General features: G+C 64.8%; 17 protein-coding genes and 1 pseudogene. 13 read left to right on the forward strand and 5 right to left on the reverse strand.

Going from position 1 to position 18468, the window contains the following annotated elements; translation table 11 throughout:
• The first annotated feature begins 140 nt into the window (after positions 1–140).
• On the forward strand, positions 141–1685 hold the full coding sequence (locus QCE69_RS25085) for a DUF2779 domain-containing protein (RefSeq protein ID WP_309934182.1): 1545 nt from the start codon (positions 141–143) through the stop codon (positions 1683–1685).
• A 30-nt stretch (positions 1686–1715) separates the two neighbouring features.
• Here QCE69_RS25085 and QCE69_RS25090 read toward each other — a convergent pair whose 3' ends face one another.
• The 4 genes and pseudogenes from QCE69_RS25090 to QCE69_RS25105 all read right to left on the reverse strand — a co-directional run bounded on the left by QCE69_RS25090 (position 1716) and on the right by QCE69_RS25105 (position 4659).
• On the reverse strand, positions 1716–2468 hold the full coding sequence (locus tag QCE69_RS25090) for a hypothetical protein (RefSeq protein WP_309933578.1): 753 nt from the start codon (positions 2466–2468) through the stop codon (positions 1716–1718).
• A gap of 94 nt (positions 2469–2562) precedes the next feature.
• Positions 2563–2926, reverse strand: a pseudogene (locus QCE69_RS25095) (SDR family oxidoreductase).
• Positions 2927–3021: 95 nt separating this feature from the next.
• Positions 3022–3774 (reverse strand): SDR family oxidoreductase, encoded by a 753-nt coding sequence (locus QCE69_RS25100; protein ID WP_309933580.1) that lies wholly within the window; start codon positions 3772–3774, stop codon positions 3022–3024.
• Between the two features lie 183 nt (positions 3775–3957).
• The gene (locus QCE69_RS25105) at positions 3958–4659 is read right to left on the reverse strand and encodes a TetR/AcrR family transcriptional regulator (protein ID WP_309933581.1); all 702 of its coding nucleotides are present in this window, start codon (positions 4657–4659) and stop codon (positions 3958–3960) included.
• Between the two features lie 148 nt (positions 4660–4807).
• Between QCE69_RS25105 and QCE69_RS25110 the strand changes: the two genes are divergently transcribed.
• The 4 genes from QCE69_RS25110 (at position 4808) to QCE69_RS25125 (ending at position 8130) form a co-directional block, all read left to right on the forward strand.
• On the forward strand, positions 4808–5365 hold the full coding sequence (locus tag QCE69_RS25110) for a hypothetical protein (protein ID WP_309933582.1): 558 nt from the start codon (positions 4808–4810) through the stop codon (positions 5363–5365).
• Between the two features lie 22 nt (positions 5366–5387).
• A complete protein-coding gene (locus QCE69_RS25115) occupies positions 5388–6296 on the forward strand; it encodes an amidohydrolase family protein (protein WP_309933583.1) in 909 nt (302 codons plus the stop codon).
• A 21-nt stretch (positions 6297–6317) separates the two neighbouring features.
• Positions 6318–7253, forward strand: a complete 936-nt coding sequence (locus tag QCE69_RS25120; RefSeq protein ID WP_309933584.1) for an alpha/beta hydrolase — start codon at positions 6318–6320, stop codon at positions 7251–7253.
• Positions 7254–7482: 229 nt separating this feature from the next.
• A complete protein-coding gene (locus QCE69_RS25125; RefSeq protein WP_309933586.1) occupies positions 7483–8130 on the forward strand; it encodes a hypothetical protein in 648 nt (215 codons plus the stop codon).
• A gap of 16 nt (positions 8131–8146) precedes the next feature.
• On the opposite strand, the gene QCE69_RS25130 is transcribed toward QCE69_RS25125, so the two are convergent.
• Complete coding sequence (locus QCE69_RS25130) at positions 8147–9829, reverse strand: FAD-dependent oxidoreductase (protein WP_309933589.1); 1683 nt, start codon at positions 9827–9829, stop codon at positions 8147–8149.
• A gap of 348 nt (positions 9830–10177) precedes the next feature.
• Here QCE69_RS25130 and QCE69_RS25135 point away from each other — a divergent pair, with 348 nt between their 5' ends.
• The 8 genes from QCE69_RS25135 to QCE69_RS25170 all read left to right on the forward strand — a co-directional run bounded on the left by QCE69_RS25135 (position 10178) and on the right by QCE69_RS25170 (position 18452).
• Positions 10178–11230, forward strand: a complete 1053-nt coding sequence (locus QCE69_RS25135; RefSeq protein ID WP_309816458.1) for a sugar ABC transporter substrate-binding protein — start codon at positions 10178–10180, stop codon at positions 11228–11230.
• A gap of 69 nt (positions 11231–11299) precedes the next feature.
• A complete protein-coding gene (locus QCE69_RS25140; RefSeq protein ID WP_309924111.1) occupies positions 11300–12103 on the forward strand; it encodes an ATP-binding cassette domain-containing protein in 804 nt (267 codons plus the stop codon).
• 17 nt (positions 12104–12120) lie between these two features.
• Positions 12121–13380 carry an ABC transporter permease subunit gene (locus tag QCE69_RS25145; RefSeq protein ID WP_309933590.1) on the forward strand — a complete coding sequence of 420 codons (1260 nt, stop codon included), beginning with the start codon at positions 12121–12123 and terminating at the stop codon, positions 13378–13380.
• A gap of 35 nt (positions 13381–13415) precedes the next feature.
• The gene (locus tag QCE69_RS25150) at positions 13416–14144 is read left to right on the forward strand and encodes an SDR family oxidoreductase (RefSeq protein WP_309924114.1); all 729 of its coding nucleotides are present in this window, start codon (positions 13416–13418) and stop codon (positions 14142–14144) included.
• Between the two features lie 22 nt (positions 14145–14166).
• On the forward strand, positions 14167–14931 hold the full coding sequence (locus tag QCE69_RS25155) for an SDR family NAD(P)-dependent oxidoreductase (protein WP_309924116.1): 765 nt from the start codon (positions 14167–14169) through the stop codon (positions 14929–14931).
• A 99-nt stretch (positions 14932–15030) separates the two neighbouring features.
• Entirely contained in the window at positions 15031–16155 is a 1125-nt protein-coding gene (locus QCE69_RS25160) for an ROK family protein (protein WP_309933592.1), read from the forward strand.
• 43 nt (positions 16156–16198) lie between these two features.
• Positions 16199–17176 carry a sugar kinase gene (locus QCE69_RS25165; RefSeq protein WP_309933593.1) on the forward strand — a complete coding sequence of 326 codons (978 nt, stop codon included), beginning with the start codon at positions 16199–16201 and terminating at the stop codon, positions 17174–17176.
• On the forward strand, positions 17169–18452 hold the full coding sequence (locus QCE69_RS25170; RefSeq protein ID WP_309924121.1) for a D-tagatose-bisphosphate aldolase, class II, non-catalytic subunit: 1284 nt from the start codon (positions 17169–17171) through the stop codon (positions 18450–18452). Before QCE69_RS25165 ends, QCE69_RS25170 begins: the two co-directional genes overlap by 8 nt.
• Positions 18453–18468: the final 16 nt, after the last annotated feature.

Raw genomic sequence — 18468 nt, forward strand, 5'->3', positions numbered from 1 at the left:
CGATATCGATCCGCGCAGCAGGGCGCTTCGATACGGGACGCGGATTGACTGAATCGCCTGCTACGGTGCCGTCAGGCCCGTGCATGAACAGCGCGGCGCAAAGAACAACAACCCGCCTTCGAGGAGCCCTGACCGTGCCGATGCCGATGAAGCCGCTGTCGAAATCCCGCCTGATGGCCTATCGCCAATGTCCCCGGCGCCTCTGGCTTGAACTGCACCGGCCCGAACTGCGTGAGGACTCGGCGGCCACGCAGGCCATTTTTCGCACCGGACATCAGGTCGGCGCGATTGCGCAGCGCCTCTACGATCCCAACAACACCGGCACGATCATCGAACTGAGCCCCGAGCGCGTAGCCGACGCGCTCGCGCAGACGCAAGCGCTGCTCGGATCGGCGGCGCCGATCTTCGAGGCCGGCTTCTCGGCGAGCGGCGCGCGCGCGTTCGCGGATGTCCTGCTTCCGGTCAATGCAATGGATGAACCCGACGCGCCGGCATGGCGCATGGTGGAGGTGAAGGCGTCCACGCAGGTGAAGCCCTACTTCCGCGACGATGCCGCCATTCAGGCCCATGTCGCCCGGAGCGCGGGTGTACCGCTGACAGCGGTGGCGCTTGCCCGTATCGACAGCACATGGACTTATCCGGGCGAAGGCGACTATCGCGGGCTGCTGGTCGAAGAGGATCTGACGGCGGAAGTCTTCGCGCGCGGCGCTGAAGTGCAGACATGGATCGATGAGGCGCAGGCCGTGGCCCGCAGTGCGGATGAGCCGGGCACGCGCGCGGGCCGTCAGTGCAGCGAGCCGTATCCGTGCGGCTTCGTTGCGCATTGCCGACGCGATGAACCGGAAGTGGCCCAGCCGGTGCATTGGCTGCCGCAGATCCGCAGCACATCGCTGCGCGCGTGGATCGATGCGCATCCGGGCGCCAGCCTGGGCGACGTGCCCGACACCTTGCTCAGCGAGATCCAGCGCCGCGTCAAGGCGCACACCGTGTCGGGCGAAGTCTATTTCGATGCCGAAGGCGCAGCCGCCGATCTCGAAGGACACGCGTTTCCCGCATGCTTCGTCGATTTCGAAAGCATCAATTTCGGGGTGCCGGTATGGCCAGGCACGCGTCCCTTCCAGCAGGTTCCGTTTCAGTTCAGCGTGCATCGGCTGGAGGCTTGCGGGACGCTGTTGCATCGGTCGTTTGTCGACTTGTCGGGCGATGATCCGTCGCGTGCCTTCGCTCACGCGCTGATCGACGCGTGCGGCAGCGACGGTCCCGTCTTCGTCTACAACCAGGCCTTCGAGGCGGCGCGGATCCGCGAGCTCGCGGAACGCTTTCCCGGCCTCAGCACGGCGTTGCTGGCGCTCGAAACGCGCATCGTCGATCTGTTGAAGGTTGCCCGGCGGCGTTACTACCATCCGGCCCAGGAAGGCAGTTGGAGCATCAAGCGCGTGCTGCCCGCAATCGCCCCGGATCTGAACTACGCCACGCTCGACGGCGTACAGGACGGCGGCATGGCGATGGACGCCTACTGCGAGGCCATCGATCCGCAAACGCCGGCCGTGCGCCGCGCGCAGATCGGCGAGCAACTGACCGCGTACTGCGGTCTCGATACCTATGCGATGGTCCGGCTCTGGCAGTTCTTCGCGGGGCGCCAGGACCTTGGTCTCTGTTTAGCCGAATCTGTGAAGAAGCAATGAACGCTCCGCTGAAGCATTCGGGCCGCACGCTCACACTGCGTGGTCCGGGTCCACGGTCTTGCGCGGTTTCACGAGCCATTGCGTCGGATGCTTGCCGTCGGGTTTGCCCTTGTCGTTGCAACGCACGACGCACAATGTCTCGCGCATCTGAAGGTCGAGCCACCGGATATCGCCGAATTGCTTGAACGTGTTGAGCACGTCGAGGAATTCAGCGTTCTTCGCGCTCTTTTCAAACGGGTCTTTCGGCGACATCAGCACCAGGTGCGGCCGCACATGCAGGTTGTGCGGGGCGTCGAACGCGTGCTTCATCGCGCGATACTGCATAAGCTTCGAGCGCATCTGCTTCGTGTTCCAGCTTCCCACGCCCTTGGCCTCGATGAGCAACAAGTGCGTCACCGGCGGCGACGCCGGCTTGTCCGTCATGCTCTCGGTAAAGCACATGACAAAATCCGCATCCTGCTGTTTGCCGGTGACGGGATATTCCCCGGCTTCCTCGTCGAAGATGCGGGGCAGCGGGACGTCTTCCTTGAGCCATGCGGGATCGAGGTCGGGCTTCATCAGCGCGGCGTAGAGCCAGTCGAGATGGAAATCCATCGCGCAGAAGATGCGCTCCGGTTGCGTCTCGATACCGCAGACCTTGAAGATCCGCGCCACAAAATCCTTGTGCGGCACGAACTCCACGCCGAGCACCGCGTTGATGAGCGCAAACCGTTCTTTCGCGTCGAACTGGGCGAGACGGTATTCGAGACTTCCCTTGTGGAACGCGATCGGGGGCAGGGGCATGAGCGATGCAGTGCGCGAGAGCCTGAAGTCAGGCGAGGATACAAGCGCGGGCAGCATTGCTCGGTGTGTCGGCACACGCAGCGTTTGAGCACGCCTACCGTCCCGCGCTCTGTCCGCCATCCACATGCAGGATCTCCCCCGTGACGAACGGCGCCGAATCGAGATAGAGAATGGCGTTCGCGATATCGCTTGTCTCGCCCATGCGCCCGAGCGGATGGAACGCCCCCAATGCCTCGTGATCCGCCGAAGCGGGCCATGCCTTCCGAAATGACCCGGCGCGCGGTTGCCGGGTCGCCGATATCGCCGGCGACGCTCAAGATGTTCTCGTCGTCCGACGGCCTGATGGATCGCGAGGTCGCGACGATGCGGTAATCGAACTGGCGAAATGCCTTGACGACTTCAACGCCAATGCCTTGCGATGCGCCGGTGACGACGACCACCTTGCGTGACGTGTTCATGCTTGACCCAGGAGAAGTGTGTGTGTGGCTTGACGGCGGAATGAGGGAAGGTTTCGATCGAAGCCATTCCGCCGCGTTGATGCGGGCTGTTGAGCTCAGCGCTTGCCCGCCTGCGCGAGCCACTGCTCGAGACTGATGCGGCCGATCCGCGCCTGGCCGAGCGGCACGAGCGACTGCTCGTCGACACGGCCGCCATAGTAGAGGGCATCGCGATCTGTCACGACCGGGCGCGTGTCGCCCTGCGCTTGCAGATAGCGCGCGATGATCTCCGCGAAAGGCTTCCGGTCAGGACCCGCGATGTCGACGATGCCGTTCACCGGCGCACCGAGCGCGAGCTGAGCGAGGTTGTCGGCGACGTCGTCGGCGGCGATCGGCTGGAACAAGCCAGCGCCGACGCGCACCGTGCCATCGACCATGCTGAAATCGGCGATGCCGCCGATGAATTCCATGAACTGCGTCGCCCGCACGATGGAGTACGGCACGCCCGAGGCCTCGATCAGCTTTTCCTGCTCGACCTTGGCGACGAAGTAGGCATTCTCCGGCGTACGTTCGCACCCGACGATGGAAAGCGCAACGTGATGACGGACGCCCGCCGCGGTTTCGGCGCGGCCGACATTGCGGGCCGACGTGCGGAAAAAGTCGAGTACCGCCTGCGGTTCCCACGAAGGCGCGTTCGTGACATCGACAACCGCATCCGCGCCGGCAAAGGCGTGACCCAGTCCTTCGCCCGTGATCGCGTTCACACCGCTGCGTGGCGATGCGGCGAGCGCTTCATGGCCGGCCTCGCCGAGCCGTGCGACGACACGCGATCCGATCAGGCCGGAACCACCCAATACGACGATCTTCATGGCAAATTCTCCCGAACATAAGAATGATTACGCGATGTTTGGCGAGGCTGCGACTTGCGTACAACCGTTCGCGCCAGGCATCGTGTAAAGCATTGTGGAAGAATCTTGTTCCACCAGAAAGTGCCAGGAATGGGTGATCTGACTAGTCCATTCCGGCGCTTCTGCCCAGGGTTTCAGGAGCAACTAGACAGCGGGTCCACGCGGCTCGTCTGCGGGAGACAGGCGCATGCGTTCGAGAACAGCCGCCACCAGCGCGGCTGCGTCTTCGATATCGTCGGTGATCTGCGCGATGCTGTTGAGGCGTTCATCGATGAGCAGCATCGCCAGCCCGTGCACATAGGCCCAGCCGGCCGTCATCTCGATGGCCCGCGCCGTGTCGATGCGCTGTATCGGCTGTTCCGGCACATTCGCCGGACCAAGCGTGCCTGCCAGCGCGCGAATCGACATGCGTCTGGCCTGAACAAGCGCCTCGTTCGACTGATCGAGCAACTCGTTGCGCGACATCAGCCTGAAAAGATCCGGCTGCTTCACCGCGAAGCGGATATAGCCCCGCCCGATGGCCTTGCGACGTTCCAGCGGGTCGGCGATGCCTTTCGCGCATTTCGCCATCGCCGCCGCAAGCCGATGATGACCGATCGCCGCCAGTTCGCTCAGCACGCCCGCCGTGTCGTTGAAGTGGCGTTGCGGGGCCGTGTGCGACACGCCGACTTCCCGGGAGATCGCGCGCAAGGTCAGCCCTCGCAGACCGTCCCGGCGTAAGACCTGTTCGGCCGCTTCGAGCAGCGCCTCGCGCAGCGAGCCGTGGTGATAGGGCCGGTCCGGCGGGGCTTGTTCCGTAGGGGATTCGTGTCGTCCCCGACGCGATTTTCTGGGTGTTTCGTTCATCAGGCAGTCTATTGTCCATATGTTTCCATCGTAAACACATGTTGACGGATCCGTGGACCGAAGTCAAAATGTTTCCAGTGGACACATTTCCGATGACGAATGAGCGCTGGCTCGCGCCAGCTCGACTTTTCTTCCGCAGGAGTTTTGCATGGACATGCTGCTGGCGTTTTCCCCTTTCATCGCGTTTGTCGTGATCGAGCGTACCGTCGGGATTTCGGCGGGTCTGGCCGCTGGCGCGCTGGTTTCGGCCGTGTTACTGGTGCGCGATCTCCTGTCGAGCGAACGTCGCATGAAGATTCTGGAGATCGGCACGTTCCTGCTGTTCGGCGCCCTGACGCTGTATTCGCTCGCGTATGGCGCAGCCTGGTCGGTGGCGGAGGTGCGGTTGCGCGTCGACGCGGGGCTCCTGCTGATCGTCCTGGCGTCCATCCTGGTGCGGCAGCCGTTCACGCTGCAATATGCGCGCGAGAAAGTGGCCCGCGAACTGTGGACCTCGCCGGGATTCGTCCGGACCAACTACGCGATATCCTTCGCCTGGGCGGCCGCATTTGCAGTCATGGTCGCGGCCGATGTGCTGATGGCGTACATGACGTCGGTGCCGCACTCGGTCGGCATTGTCATTACAGTTGCAGCGCTGTACGCGGCGATCAAGTTTACCGGATGGTATCCGCAGCAGCAGCAACAGCGTGCGGCACAGCGGGCATGAAACGGCCTTATCGGAGAGGTTCATGAGCACGCCATCCAGGATCGTCGACGCGCATGTCCACTTCTACGACTCGGGACACAATCGTCATGCATTTCTGGAACGTGTGGATCCGGGCTATGAAGCCTTCGTCGGCAACTACGATGCGCTGCCGCGACGTTATCTGCTGTCCGACTATCTCGCGGATACGCGCGATCATTGCGTCGAAGGCGTGGTCTGGCATGAGTTCCTGTCCGATGATCCGTGGCAGGAAGCGTCCTGGGCACAGGAACGCGCGAACGATTCCGGCGTGCGGCACGCGCTTGTCGCCATCGTCGATTTTCTCGATCCGGAACTCGAACGCAAGCTGGATCAGTATCAAGGTTTGCCGAAACTGACCGCCGTGCGCGAGCATCTCATCTGGGATCCGTCGAATCCGCTCAGGCGTTTCGCGAAGCGGCCCGACCTGCTGGAAGATCCGGCGTGGCGCAGGCAACTGGGTTTGCTCGAGAAGCGTTCACTCAAGTGCGGTCTGGAGATATTCGCGCATCAGTTGCCTGCGTTGACGGATGTCATCAAGGCTCATCCGCATATCGGCTTTACGGTGGCCGTGATGGGCTGGCCGCTCGACCTGTCCGACGAAGGCTTCACCCGATGGCGCAATGATCTGGCCGAGCTGGCGCGCTGCGACAACATCCGCGTGAGCATTTCGGCGCTCGAATGTATCTTCGGCATGCGGTGGACAGCGGACCAGGCGGAGCGGTGGGTGCGCGCCACGCTGGACACGATCGGCGTGTCGCGATGCATGTTCGGCAGCCATATGCCGATTGCAGGACTGTCGACCGGCTTTGCGGCGTTATACGCGCGTTACGCGGGCTTCGTCGAAACGTATTCCGCCGATGAGCGCGATGCGCTTTTCTACGGCGTCGCGAACGACTGGTTCAATCCATCCTGAGCGCCGCATCGGAGCCGTTGAATGCCTCAGAACGAGCGACTTCAGGCGAATGGCATCGAACTTCATGTGGAAGTGTTCGGCTCGCGCTCCGATCCCGTGGCGCTTCTGGTGATGGGCAACAGCGCACCCGGGCTCGTGTGGCCTGACCGGTTCTGTGAAGAACTGGCCAGCGCCGGTTTGTGCGTCGTGCGTTTCGATGCCCGCGATACCGGGCTCTCCACCTATATCGACTTCGACACTTCGCCCTACACGCTCGATGACCTCGCCGCCGATGCCTTCGCCCTGCTGGATGCACTGGCTGTCCGGAGCGCTCACGTCATAGGCTTGTCGCAAGGCGGGGTGATCGGGTACCGGATGGCGCTCCAACGGCCGGAACGATTGCGCAGCCTGACCGTGATGATGTCCTCGGCCGACCTGCGGCCCAAGAACGACGCTTTTGCAGGCGTCGCGCCGAGGGCGGGCGAGCTGCCGCGTCCGTCGGCGGACTACGTTGCGCAAGTCATCGCGCTCAATGCGAGTGCGCCGGTGACGGCGGAAGAGCGGGCGCAGCGCTTCGTCGACAACTTCCGGCTCGCCGCCGGGCCGCGTTCGCCGTTCGATGAAGCCGCCTGGCTGGCGCTCGCCCATGCGTATGCGGCGCAAGTCATGCTGAGAACCGACGGCCTGTCTGCGAAACTCGCCAACCACAGTCATCATGCGCTGGCCCAGAAGCGTTCGCCGAATCTGCAAGCGGACGAACTTGCCTCGTTGCGGGTACCGGTACTGCTGATCCACGGTAGCGACGACCCGATCTTCCCGCTGGAGCATGCGCGCTGGGCTGCGTCCGTGATACCTGGGGCGCAGTTGCATATCGTGGACGCGATGGGCCATGCATTGGATCCCGCGTTTTTCGCACCGGTGCTCGGCGCGCTGGGCAGCTTTTACGCGCGGCTCGATCGAGAACCGGCATCGGCTTGAGCGCCTGACCGGGCCACCGGCCGAGAGCCGGGCTCATGTTACGATCGTTGCTGTATCCCGAAAGCTTTCCAGCCATACCCTGTTGCCGTTCACGCCGCGTCCTTCCGCGCGTACTGCACGACAGGCGTGACCGCACCTTCCATCCCTGAATATCCCGACACGACCCGATGGCTTCGCCATGAAGCAGCCCATGCAGGTCGAGCAGAAGTGACACTGGAGTCATGCAGCAATGAACAAGTCAAAGACCAAGTTGACCCGTATGGATGCCGAGCGGCTTTTCGAAGGGCTGGCGCCGTCGAAGAAGAGCGTGTCGGGTCGCCCGGAGAATCCGTTCGGTCCCGCCGCGTCCGACGTCGTGAAGCGCGTCGAGGATGACGAGTCGGCGCTGTGGAAGGACAACCTGATCACGCTTCCGGTCGGCATGGATTTGCCGAAAGGCTATGCGTCGGCGGCCCGGATGCGCGAAGCGATGACACGGGCGCTCCACGTGAAGTGGGTCAGGGAAGGCAAGGACGAAATCGTCGCGGAATTTCCGGAAGGTTGGGAGGCGGTCCGCCCGAAGACCGGCGCCATTGAACTACGGGATGCCGGCGGCCGCGTGCGCGCGGTGTACGGATGGGCCAAGGACGCCGAGTTCCGGCTGCTGCCGCGTTATCTCGTCGAATCGCAGTCGCATGGCTCGAACGGACTCGGCAGCGTGCTGGTGCGCGACCGCGAGAACGGACGCATCGTCGAACGCTCGTCGAACTGGTCTGCACAGACTGGAACCCGTCATCCGGACTGGCCGAAGCTCACCGCGTGGCTCGACGCACACTATCCGGATCACCATGATCCGCTGCGTTACTGGGAAGACTGCGAGAGCAATCTGCGGGGTTGAGCAGGATGGGAAGCGTCTAGCCTGTTTCGGCCAGGCAAGCATGGATCTGTGCGACCACCGCCGCGCCTTCGCCGACCGCCGATGCGACACGCTTGATCGATCCCGACCGCACATCGCCGATGGCGAACACGCGCGCCACGCTCGTCTGCAAGGACATCGCGCCGGCTTCCGGCTGAGGCTGCGGCACCTGCGGGCCGGTCAGGACAAAGCCTTTGCTGTCCAGCGCGACGCCGCAAGTCGCGAGCCATTTGCCGTTTGGCTGCGCGCCAATGAACACGAACAGATGGTGCGTCGCGACACTATCGGTCGCGCCGTCTTCACGCCGGTAGTGAACGCGTTCGAGCCGGGCATCGCCTTCGAGCGCGGTCAGATCGGTACGGACATGCAGCGTCACGTTGGACAGCGACATGATCCGCTCGATCAAGTAATGCGACATGCTGCGCCGCAGGCTCGCGCCCCGGATGCACAGATGCACGTGTTCGGCATGGGACGCCAGGAACACCACGGCCTGTCCCGCCGAGTTGCCGCCGCCGACCAGCACGACCGGTTCCTTGCGGCATAGCCGGGCCTCGATGGGCGTCGCCCAGTAATACACGCCGTTGCCCTCGAAGCGCGCGAGGTCCTGAATATCGGGGCGGCGATATTCCGCGCCGGTTGCGATCACGATCGTACGTGCCGTGATACGCCGGCCATCCGTCAACTCGACGCAGGGCAGCGCGCCGCCGCAGTGCAAGGCCATCGCTTCGCAAGGAATGCCGATATGCGCGCCGAACTTCTGCGCCTGGACGAACGCGCGTCCGGCGAGCGCATGACCGGTGATGCCGGTCGGGAAGCCCAGATAGTTCTCGATGCGCGAACTGCTGCCTGCCTGACCACCGGGCGCGCGGCAGTCGATTGCCGCCACCGACAAGCCTTCCGACGCCGCATACACCGCCGTCGCCAGCCCGGCCGGACCCGAGCCGACGATCGCCACGTCATAGGCATGCGCCGGGTCGAATTCGGGAATGAGCCCGAGACACGACGCCAGTTGCCCCGCGTCGGGATTGCGCAGGATGGCGCCGTCCGGACACAGGACCAGGGGAAAGTCGTCGGGCTTGGGCGCGAGGCGTTCGAGCAGCGCGAGCGCTTCGGCATTGCCTTCGGCATCGAGGGAAGTAGACGGGAACACATTGCGGCGCAGGAAGGTCTGCAGATCGAGCAGGCGCGCATCGTTCGACGATCCCACCAGCACCACGCCCTGACCGCGTTCGAACACGAGCACGCGGCGCAGGATCAGCGCGCGCATGATCGTCTCGCCGAGATCGGCTTCGCTGATCATGACGGCCTGAAGCGCATCGGGGCGCAGCAGCAGCGCATCGACGTCCTCGATGACCTGGGCATCCACGACCGCCGGCTTGTTCGACAGCTGGGTCACGTCGGACGTGAATGCGCCGCGCTGCGTGTAGGTGCAGAGGACGCGCTCGTGTCCGAGCGCATCGCGGCTGACGATGCGCACTCGGCCGGAGAGCAGCACGAAGACGCCGGGACACGGACTGCCTGCGCTGTAGAGCAGGGTGCCGCTCGCGTGCCGGCAGGGCTCGCCGAAATGGCGCAGCCGTTCGACATCGCGCTCCGTCAGCACGGGGAACATCTGCTGATGTCGCGGATGATCGCGCACGCTGGCTTCGTCCGACTCGGGTGCGCCGAAGAAATCGCTCATGCGGTGATGCTCCATCGAGGGTGCGAACCGGCCGTCGGGCACTCCACAGTCCGGCTGCGATTTCCATCATAGGCGAGCCATGTGCGCACGACAGGAGCACCATTGATCGCGCTTGGCGGGCTCATGCGCAATTGGCTGAAGGTCTTGCCGGAGCATGCCTTCGTATGGCTTAGCAATCGGCACGACGCGGACGCCCGTGCTTTATTCAGCGGCGAACTCGGGGTTTGCCCTTGTCCGCCAACATCTCGTTGACTTAGTTAAATCAATTGATTTAATGTCGTTTCGACGCGGACGGATCGAGCCTGCGTTGCCCATACCAAGATCGCAAGATCGAATAACGGAGACATGATGACTAGCCAATCCCGGACGCTATTGAGCGCGGCCACGTTTGCGCTCGCCTTGTCGAGCGGCGCCGCCACTGCAGCAACGAGCGGCACCGTTGCATTCCTGATGCCCGATCAGGGGTCGACGCGCTACGAGCAGCACGACTTTCCCGGCTTCAAGGCGGAGATGGGCAAGCTCTGTCCCAACTGCAAGGTGCTGTACCAGAACGCCAACGGCGACGCGTCGCAACAGCAGCAGCAATTCAATTCGGCGATCTCGCAAGGCGCGAAAGTGATCGTGCTCGATCCGGTCGATTCGGCCGCCGCCGCTTCGCTCGTGCATCTGGCGCAGAGCCAGGGCGTCAAGGTGATCGCCTATGACCGGCCGATTCCATCGACGCCCGCCGACTACTACGTCTCGTTCGACAACCAGCAGATCGGCCGGGCCGTGGCGCAATCGCTGGTGGAGCATCTGAAGGCGAGCGGCGTCGCGCCGGGCAAGGGCGGCGTGCTCCAGGTGAACGGTTCACCGACCGATGCCGCCGCGGGGCTCATCAAGAAGGGCAGTCATGAAGGTCTCGCGGGCAGCGGCTACAAGACGCTCGCCGAATACGACACGCCGGACTGGGCGCCGCCGAAGGCGCAGCAATGGGTCGGCGGGCAGATCAACCGCTTCTCCGGGCAGATCGTCGGCGTGGTCGCCGCCAACGACGGCACCGGCGGCGCCGCCATCGCGGCGCTGAAGGCGGCGGGCGTCAATCCCGTGCCGCCGGTGACGGGCAACGACGCCACCATCGCGGGTCTGCAACTGATCATCGCGGGCGAGCAGTACAACACGATTCTCAAGCCGAGCGAGATCGTCGCGGCAGCGGCGGCGCGCGTCGCGGTCGGGCTGCTCGACGGACAGAAGCCCAAGGCGCAGACGACGCTCTTCAACACGCCGTCGCAACTCTTCCAGCCGACGGTCATCACGCAGAAGAACCTGAAGGCGGAGGTCGTGGACAAGGGCATCGAAAGCGCGAAGAACCTCTGCACCGACCGCTATGCGGAAGGCTGCAAGAAGCTCGGCATCAACTGATCCGGCGTACTCGCTGCACGGATGCCGTGTCTGCGGCATCCGCCTTCTTCCGATCCGAGGCCTGTCCAAATGAGCGACCAACCGACTGCGGGAGCGCGGACCGGCGAGCTCGTGCTGAGCTTGCGCGGCATCTCCAAACATTTCGGCGCGGTGTCGGCGCTGACGGATATCGAGCTCGACGTGCACGCGGGCGAAGTCGTCGCGCTGGTCGGCGACAACGGCGCGGGCAAGTCGACGCTCGTCAAGATTCTCGCCGGCGTGCATCAGCCGAGCAGCGGCACGATCACCTTCGGCGGCCGTGAAGTGACCCTGGCCGATCCCGGCGCGGCGCTCGACCTGGGCATCGCGACGGTATTCCAGGACCTCGCGCTGTGCGAGAACCTGGATGTCGTCGCGAACATCTTCCTGGGCCGCGAACTCGCCCCGCTGCGCCTCGACGAAGTCGCGATGGAAGTGCGCGCGTGGACGCTGCTCAATGAACTGTCGGCGCGCATTCCGAGCGTGCGCGACGTGGTGGCGTCGCTGTCGGGCGGCCAGCGGCAGACCGTGGCGATCGCGCGTTCGCTGCTGCTCGACCCGAAACTCATCATGCTCGACGAACCGACGGCCGCGCTCGGCGTCGCGCAGACCGCCGAGGTGCTGAACCTGATCGAACGGGTGCGCGACCGCGGTCACGCCGTGATCATGATCAGCCACAACATGGAAGACGTGCGCGCCGTGGCGGACCGGATCGTCGTGCTGCGGCTCGGGCGCAATAACGGCGTGTTCTATCCGGATTCGTCGAATCAGTCGCTGGTCGCGGCCATCACCGGCGCCACCGAGAACGCCGTGTCGCGCCGCGCGGAGCGTCGTCAGGCTGCGCCCAACGCCTGAAGCCAGGAGTCATCGAGATGAGCGACAAATCCACTGAAACGCGCCCGGCCGGCGCGCCGCTCGACCGCAGCGACGTGCGCGTGAAGCACGCCGCGAGCGCGGGCGATGTCATCTCCGCCTTCTTCGATCGCGTGCGTTCCGGCGATCTCGGATCCTTGCCCGTGGTCGTGGGCCTGATCCTCATCTGGACCGTGTTTACGAGCCTGAATCCGGTGTTCCTGTCGGCCAACAATCTGGTGAACCTGTTGTTCGACTGCTCGACCATCGGCGTGATCTCGCTGGGCATTGTCTGCGTGCTGCTGGTCGGACAGATCGATCTTTCGGTCGGTTCGATGAGCGGCTTCGCCTCTGCCTTGGCGGGCGTGCTGTGGGTCAACCAGGGCTGGCCTGCGCTGGCGGCGATCGTCGTGGCGGCGATCGCGGGCGCGGCCGTGGGCGTGCTGTACGCGGTGCTGCTCAACCGCTTCGGCATGCCGAGTTTCGTCGCGACGCTCGCGGGCCTGCTCACGCTGCTCGGCTTGCAACTCTACGTGCTCGGTCCGTCAGGCTCGATCAACCTGCCGTACGACTCGGTGATGGTCAACCTCGGGCAACTGATGATCATCCCCGCTGCCGTGTCCTATGTCATCGCGCTCCTGCCCGGCGCGGCGCTGCTGATCGCGGGATGGCGCACGAGCGCACGGCGGCGGGCCTCGAACCTGTCGGCGGCATCGAGCACTTCGTTGCTGATCCGGAGCATCGTCGTTACCGTGCTGCTCGAAATCGTCGTGGCTTATCTCAACACCGGACGCGGCGTGCCGCTGATGTTCGGCCTGTTCGTGGGTCTCGCGGTCGCGCTGGACTACGCGCTGCGCCGCACGCGCTGGGGCCGGTCGATGAACGCCGTCGGCGGCAATCGCGAAGCCGCGCGGCGCGCGGGCATCAACGTGCGGGCCATCTACACCAGCGCCTTCGTGCTGTGCGCGACGCTCGCCGCGCTCGGCGGCGTGCTGACCGCCGCGCGCCTCGCGTCGGCGAGCACGCAGGCCGGCACCGGCGATGTCAACCTGAACGCCATCGCGGCGGCGGTGATCGGCGGGACGAGTCTGTTCGGCGGCCGCGGCAGCGCGTATTCGGCGGTGCTGGGCATGATCGTGATCCAGTCGATTGCAAGCGGCCTCACGCTGCTGAACCTCTCCTCATCGCTGCGCTTCATGATTACCGGCGCGGTGCTCGCCATTGCAGTGATTGTCGATTCGCTGGCGCGGCAGTCGCGGGTCTCGCACGGACGCGCCTGACTTCATTTCAAACCTCACGAAAGGCAGAAACGGACATGAGTGAACTGCTGAAGGGCAAGGTCGCCGCCGTCACGGGCGCGGCATCGGGCATCGGTCTCGAATGCGCGCGCACGTTCGCGGCGGAAGGGGCGAAGGTCGTGCTGATCGATCGCGCCAGGGAACGGCTGGAGACGCTGTGTACCGAGATCGGGCCGAACGCACTGCCGCTCGTCGTGGACCTGCTGGAGCCGTCGCAGGTGAGCGGCATGCTGCCCGGGATTCTCGATGCCGCCGGCGGTCTCGACATCTTCCACGCGAACGCCGGCGCCTATGTGGGCGGCGAGGTCGCGGCGGGCAATCCTGACGACTGGGACCGCATGCTCAATCTCAACATCAACGCCGCGTTTCGCTCGGTGCACGCCGTGTTGCCGCACATGATCGCGCAGAAGTCCGGCGATGTGATGTTCACGAGTTCGGTGGCGGGCTTCGTGCCGGTGGTGTGGGAGCCGGTCTACACGGCATCGAAATTCGCGGTGCAGGCTTTCGTGCATACGCTCAGGCGGCAGGTGATCAAGCATGGCATTCGCGTTGGCGCGGTCGCGCCCGGTCCGGTCGTGACGGCGCTGCTCGACGACTGGCCGAAAGCCAAGATGGAAGAAGCGCTGGCTGCCGGCAGTCTGATGCAGCCGAAGGAAGTCGCCGATGCCGTGCTCTTCATGCTGAGCCGCCCGCGCAATGTGACGATCCGCGATCTCGTGATTCTGCCGACGAGCGTCGATATCTGAACGCCTTTCAGGACCTCACTCCATGATCCTCGATAAATTCCGCCTCGACGGCAAACTCGCGCTGATCACCGGCGGCACGCGCGGCATCGGCCTGGCGATTGCCCATGCGTTCGGCGAAGCGGGCGCGCGTCTGGTCATCAGCAGCCGCGCCCCGGTGCCCGAAGCCGAACGCAGCCTGCGTGACGCGGGCCTCGAATTCGACTTCATCGCGGCTGATCTTCAGGAAGAGGACGCGCCGCAACGTCTGATCGATGAAACGGTGAAGCGGCACGGCCGGCTCGACATTCTGGTCAACAACGCGGGCGTCGCCATTCACGGCGACAGCGGCGATTTTGACGAAGCGCGCTGGCGCCGCATCATGAGCCTCAATCTCGATGCCGTGTTCCGCGCCTGCCGCGCCGCTCTCGTGCCGATGCGCGCGCAGGGCAGCGGCGTGATGCTCAACATGGGTTCGATCTCGGGCATCGTCTCGAACATTCCGCAGAACCAGGTGGCCTACAACAGTTCGAAGGCCGCGGTCCACATGATGACGAAGAGCCTCGCCAGCGAACTGGCGACGGAGAACATCCGTGTCAATGCGGTTGCGCCGGGCTATATCGATACCGACATGTCGCGCGGCGGCATCGAGAATCCGGAGTGGTTCAGGATCTGGAGCGGCATGACGCCGATGGTGCGCGTCGGCCAGCCCGAGGAAGTCGCGGCGGCGGCGCTGTTCCTGTGCTCGCCCGCCGCGAGCTATGTGACCGGCGAAGTGCTGGTTGTCGACGGCGGCTATACCACGCGTTGATTCAAGGCAGAACAGGAGTTTCCAAGCGTGCCCGACAAGCACACACGATCGCACACCCGACAGCACACCCGGCATCAGCACGGCTTCAACGGACCTCGCGTGCGCGACCTCAATCGCGCGCTGGTGCTCGAAGTCATTCGTCAGGAGCCGGGCATCGGACGCGCCGACATCGCGGCCTCAACGCGGCTCACCGCCGCGACGATCACCAACATCGTCGGCGGCCTCATCGGCGACGGCGCGGTGGAGGAATCGATCGATCGCGAAGTGCGCGCGACCGGCCAGCCGGTGCGCAGCCTGCACATCATTGCGGACTATGCCTCGACCATCGGCCTGCACTTCGACCATGAATTCGCGACCGGCGTGCTCGTGGACGTAGCGGGCAACGTGATCCACAAGATGCGTCAAGAGCTGTCGATAGAAGATCCCGAGCGCGCGGTCCAGGTGCTTGCTTCGCTTTACAACGCGTTGTACATGCATCCCGGCCGCGTGGGGAAGATGCTTGGCGTGGGCGTCTCGGTGATGGGGCCGATCGACGGCGCGAGCGGCCGCGTCTGCCAGTCGGCGCAGTATCCGGCCTGGCGTGAGTACGGCTTCCGCGATGCGCTGTCGCAGCACATCCACCACGAGATCCACATCGAGAACAACGGCACGGCGGCGGGACTCGGCGAATACTGGTTCGGCGACGGCCGGCATTTCGGCAGCTATCTGCACGTGAGCATCGGCAATGGACTGGGCGGCGCGCTGCTGGTGAACCGGCGCGCGGTGCGCGGCTTGACGGGCAACGGTTGCGAGATCGGCCACGTCAATGCGTACCGCGACGGCGTACCGTGCTTCTGCGGCGCGCGCGGCTGCCTGGAGACCATCGTGTCCTTGCGCGGGCTGGCGCATGCGCTGGGCTGCGAGCATATCGGCGATATCGATCTGAACGCGCTCGACACCGGGCGCAGCGCGGCCTTCGAGCGCTGGATCGAGCAGGCCGGCGCGGACCTGGGCCGGGTGCTGGCGAGCGTGTCGAATATCGTCGACGTGTCGGATGTGATCGTGAACGGCATGCTGCCGCCGGAGCCGTTGCAGAGGCTCGTCGCCCGGGCGCGCGACGGCGTGGCCGCCTACGAAATGAACGGCCGTCCCGCCCGCATCGCGCTGCATCAGGGCCGCGCCGACAGCGAGATTTCCGCGGCGCTCGGCGCGGCCACGATGCCGCTCTACAGCAACCTGTTCTAGCGGCACACGCAGCGCCGGTTCATCAATGATCGAGGGTACAGGCATGGCTGAATCATCACTCTTCGGAATCCAGACGAAAGGCCTCATCATGACGATGGGCGAGATCCTCGTCGAGATCATGGCGACCGAGCGCGGGCAATCGTTTCGTGCGCCGGGCCTGCTGATCGGACCGTATGCGAGCGGCGCGCCGGCGATCTTCATCGATCAGGTGGCCAAGGCGGGCAGCCGTTGCGCGATGATCGGCTGCGTCGGCGACGACGACTTTGGCGTGCTCAACGTGGAGCGGCTGCGCGCGGATGGCGTGGATGTGTCGGCCATCGACGTGCTGCGGCATGAAACCACGGGCAGCGCCTTCGTCACCTATCGCGAGGACGGCGAGCGCGACTTCATCTACAACATTGCCAACAGCGCGTCGGCGAAGTTGTCGGAGGCGCAGGTGAGCGAGGCGCGGCTCAAGGACTGCGCGCATTTTCATGTGATGGGTTCGTCGCTGTTCTCGGCCGGGATCATCGACGCCGTGAAGAAGGCGGTCCGTATCGTCAAGGCGCAGGGCGGCACGGTGAGCTTCGATCCCAATGCGCGCAAGGAGATCCTGAACCGTCCCGGCATGCGCGATGCTTTCGACCATCTGATCGCCAGCACGGACGTGTTCCTGCCGAGCGGACACGAAGTCACGCTGCTGACGCAAGCCGATTCCGAGGAAGCCGCCATCGAGGAACTGCTTGGACGAGGCGTGCGCGAGATCGTCGTCAAGCAGGGCGCGCAGGGCTGCCGTCTGTACGACGGTGCGCAGCGGCTGGACCATCCGGCGTTTGCCGTCGAAGAGGTCGATCCCACCGGCGCGGGCGACTGCTTCGGCGCGACCTACATTGCGTGCCGCATGCAGGGCATGGACGCGGAACGCGCGCTGCGCTATGCGAGCGCGAGCGGCGCGCGTGCGGTTCAGGCCAAGGGTCCGATGGAAGGCACCGCGACGCTCGCACAACTCGATCAGTTCATCTCGGAGCACCGACATGCATGACGTGGTGACACGCCTTTCCGGCGATGCCGACGCGGGCCGCAGGCTCAAGGGCATCTACTCGATCTGTTCCGCGCATCCCTGGGTGCTCGAAGCCGCGCTGCGACAGGCGCTGGACGACGATACGCCGCTGCTGATCGAATCGACGTCGAATCAGGTCGATCAGTTCGGCGGCTACACCGGCATGAAGCCGGCGGATTTCGTGCGCTTCGTGCACGGCATCGCCGACAAGGTGGGCTTCGCGCGCGAGCGTCTGATCCTCGGCGGCGATCATCTGGGTCCGAACGCGTGGCGCGCATTGCTTGCCGAGGAAGCGATGGAGCGCGCCGATGCGCTGATCGATGCCTATGTCAGCGCAGGCTTCAGCAAGATTCATCTCGATGCCAGCATGCCGTGCGGCGGCGATCCCGAGCGGCTGTCCGACGCAGTCGTGGCCGAGCGCGCGTCGCGTCTCTGCGCGGTTGGCGAAGCGGCAGCGCAACGCGCGGGCTTCGCCACGCGGCCGGTCTATGTGATCGGCACTGAAGTGCCCGTGCCGGGCGGCGCGAGCGAGGCACTGGAAGGCGTCGAGCTCACGCATGCGGATGCGGCCCTCGAGACGGTCGCGATTCATCGCGCCGCCTGGCACGCGCGCGGTCTCGACGATGCCTGGCAACGCGTGATCGCGCTGGTCGTGCAGCCGGGCGTCGAGTTCGATCATACGAAGGTGATCGACTATCAGCCCGCGCTCGCGGGAGGACTGTCGCAGGCCTTGAAGCAACTGCCGGGCATGGTCTTCGAGGCGCATTCCACCGACTATCAGACCGCCGACGCACTGCGTGCCCTGGTGCACGATGGCTTCGCGATTCTCAAGGTCGGCCCGGGCGTGACCTTCGCGTTGCGCGAAGCGCTGTACGCACTCGCCGATATCGAAGCCGAACTCGTGCCGGCGGGCGAGCAGTCGAGGCTGCGCGAGGTGGTCGAGCAGGTGATGACGGACAAGCCGGGCAACTGGGAACGCTACTACCACGGCGACGAACACGAAAAGCGTCTGCTGCGCACCTATAGCTATAGCGACCGCGTGCGCTACTACTGGACCGATCCCGCGATCGATGCCGCGACGCATCGCCTGCTGCACAACCTCGACGCAACGCCGATCCCCGAGAACCTGCTGAGCCGTCATCTCCCGGCGCAGTACTGGGCGCTGCGGGCGGGACGCATCGACGGTGCGCCGTCGAGCCTGATTCAAAGCAAGGTACGTGAAGTCATCGAGATGTACGCGGCCGCGTGCCGCGCCTGAATCCCTTCTTTCAATG

It is taken from the genome of Caballeronia sp. LZ032 (assembly GCF_031451315.1).
Taxonomy (GTDB): Bacteria; Pseudomonadota; Gammaproteobacteria; order Burkholderiales; family Burkholderiaceae; genus Caballeronia.

Coding starts and splice junctions, on each gene's coding strand:
- QCE69_RS25085 (WP_309934182.1), top strand. CDS start 141: ATGCCGATGAAGCCGCTGTCGAAATCCCGCCTGATGGCCTATCGCCAA.
- QCE69_RS25090 (WP_309933578.1), bottom strand. CDS start 2,468: ATGCCCCTGCCCCCGATCGCGTTCCACAAGGGAAGTCTCGAATACCGT.
- QCE69_RS25100 (WP_309933580.1), bottom strand. CDS start 3,774: ATGAAGATCGTCGTATTGGGTGGTTCCGGCCTGATCGGATCGCGTGTC.
- QCE69_RS25105 (WP_309933581.1), bottom strand. CDS start 4,659: ATGAACGAAACACCCAGAAAATCGCGTCGGGGACGACACGAATCCCCT.
- QCE69_RS25110 (WP_309933582.1), top strand. CDS start 4,808: ATGGACATGCTGCTGGCGTTTTCCCCTTTCATCGCGTTTGTCGTGATC.
- QCE69_RS25115 (WP_309933583.1), top strand. CDS start 5,388: ATGAGCACGCCATCCAGGATCGTCGACGCGCATGTCCACTTCTACGAC.
- QCE69_RS25120 (WP_309933584.1), top strand. CDS start 6,318: ATGCCTCAGAACGAGCGACTTCAGGCGAATGGCATCGAACTTCATGTG.
- QCE69_RS25125 (WP_309933586.1), top strand. CDS start 7,483: ATGAACAAGTCAAAGACCAAGTTGACCCGTATGGATGCCGAGCGGCTT.
- QCE69_RS25130 (WP_309933589.1), bottom strand. CDS start 9,829: ATGAGCGATTTCTTCGGCGCACCCGAGTCGGACGAAGCCAGCGTGCGC.
- QCE69_RS25135 (WP_309816458.1), top strand. CDS start 10,178: ATGACTAGCCAATCCCGGACGCTATTGAGCGCGGCCACGTTTGCGCTC.
- QCE69_RS25140 (WP_309924111.1), top strand. CDS start 11,300: ATGAGCGACCAACCGACTGCGGGAGCGCGGACCGGCGAGCTCGTGCTG.
- QCE69_RS25145 (WP_309933590.1), top strand. CDS start 12,121: ATGAGCGACAAATCCACTGAAACGCGCCCGGCCGGCGCGCCGCTCGAC.
- QCE69_RS25150 (WP_309924114.1), top strand. CDS start 13,416: ATGAGTGAACTGCTGAAGGGCAAGGTCGCCGCCGTCACGGGCGCGGCA.
- QCE69_RS25155 (WP_309924116.1), top strand. CDS start 14,167: ATGATCCTCGATAAATTCCGCCTCGACGGCAAACTCGCGCTGATCACC.
- QCE69_RS25165 (WP_309933593.1), top strand. CDS start 16,199: ATGGCTGAATCATCACTCTTCGGAATCCAGACGAAAGGCCTCATCATG.
- QCE69_RS25170 (WP_309924121.1), top strand. CDS start 17,169: ATGCATGACGTGGTGACACGCCTTTCCGGCGATGCCGACGCGGGCCGC.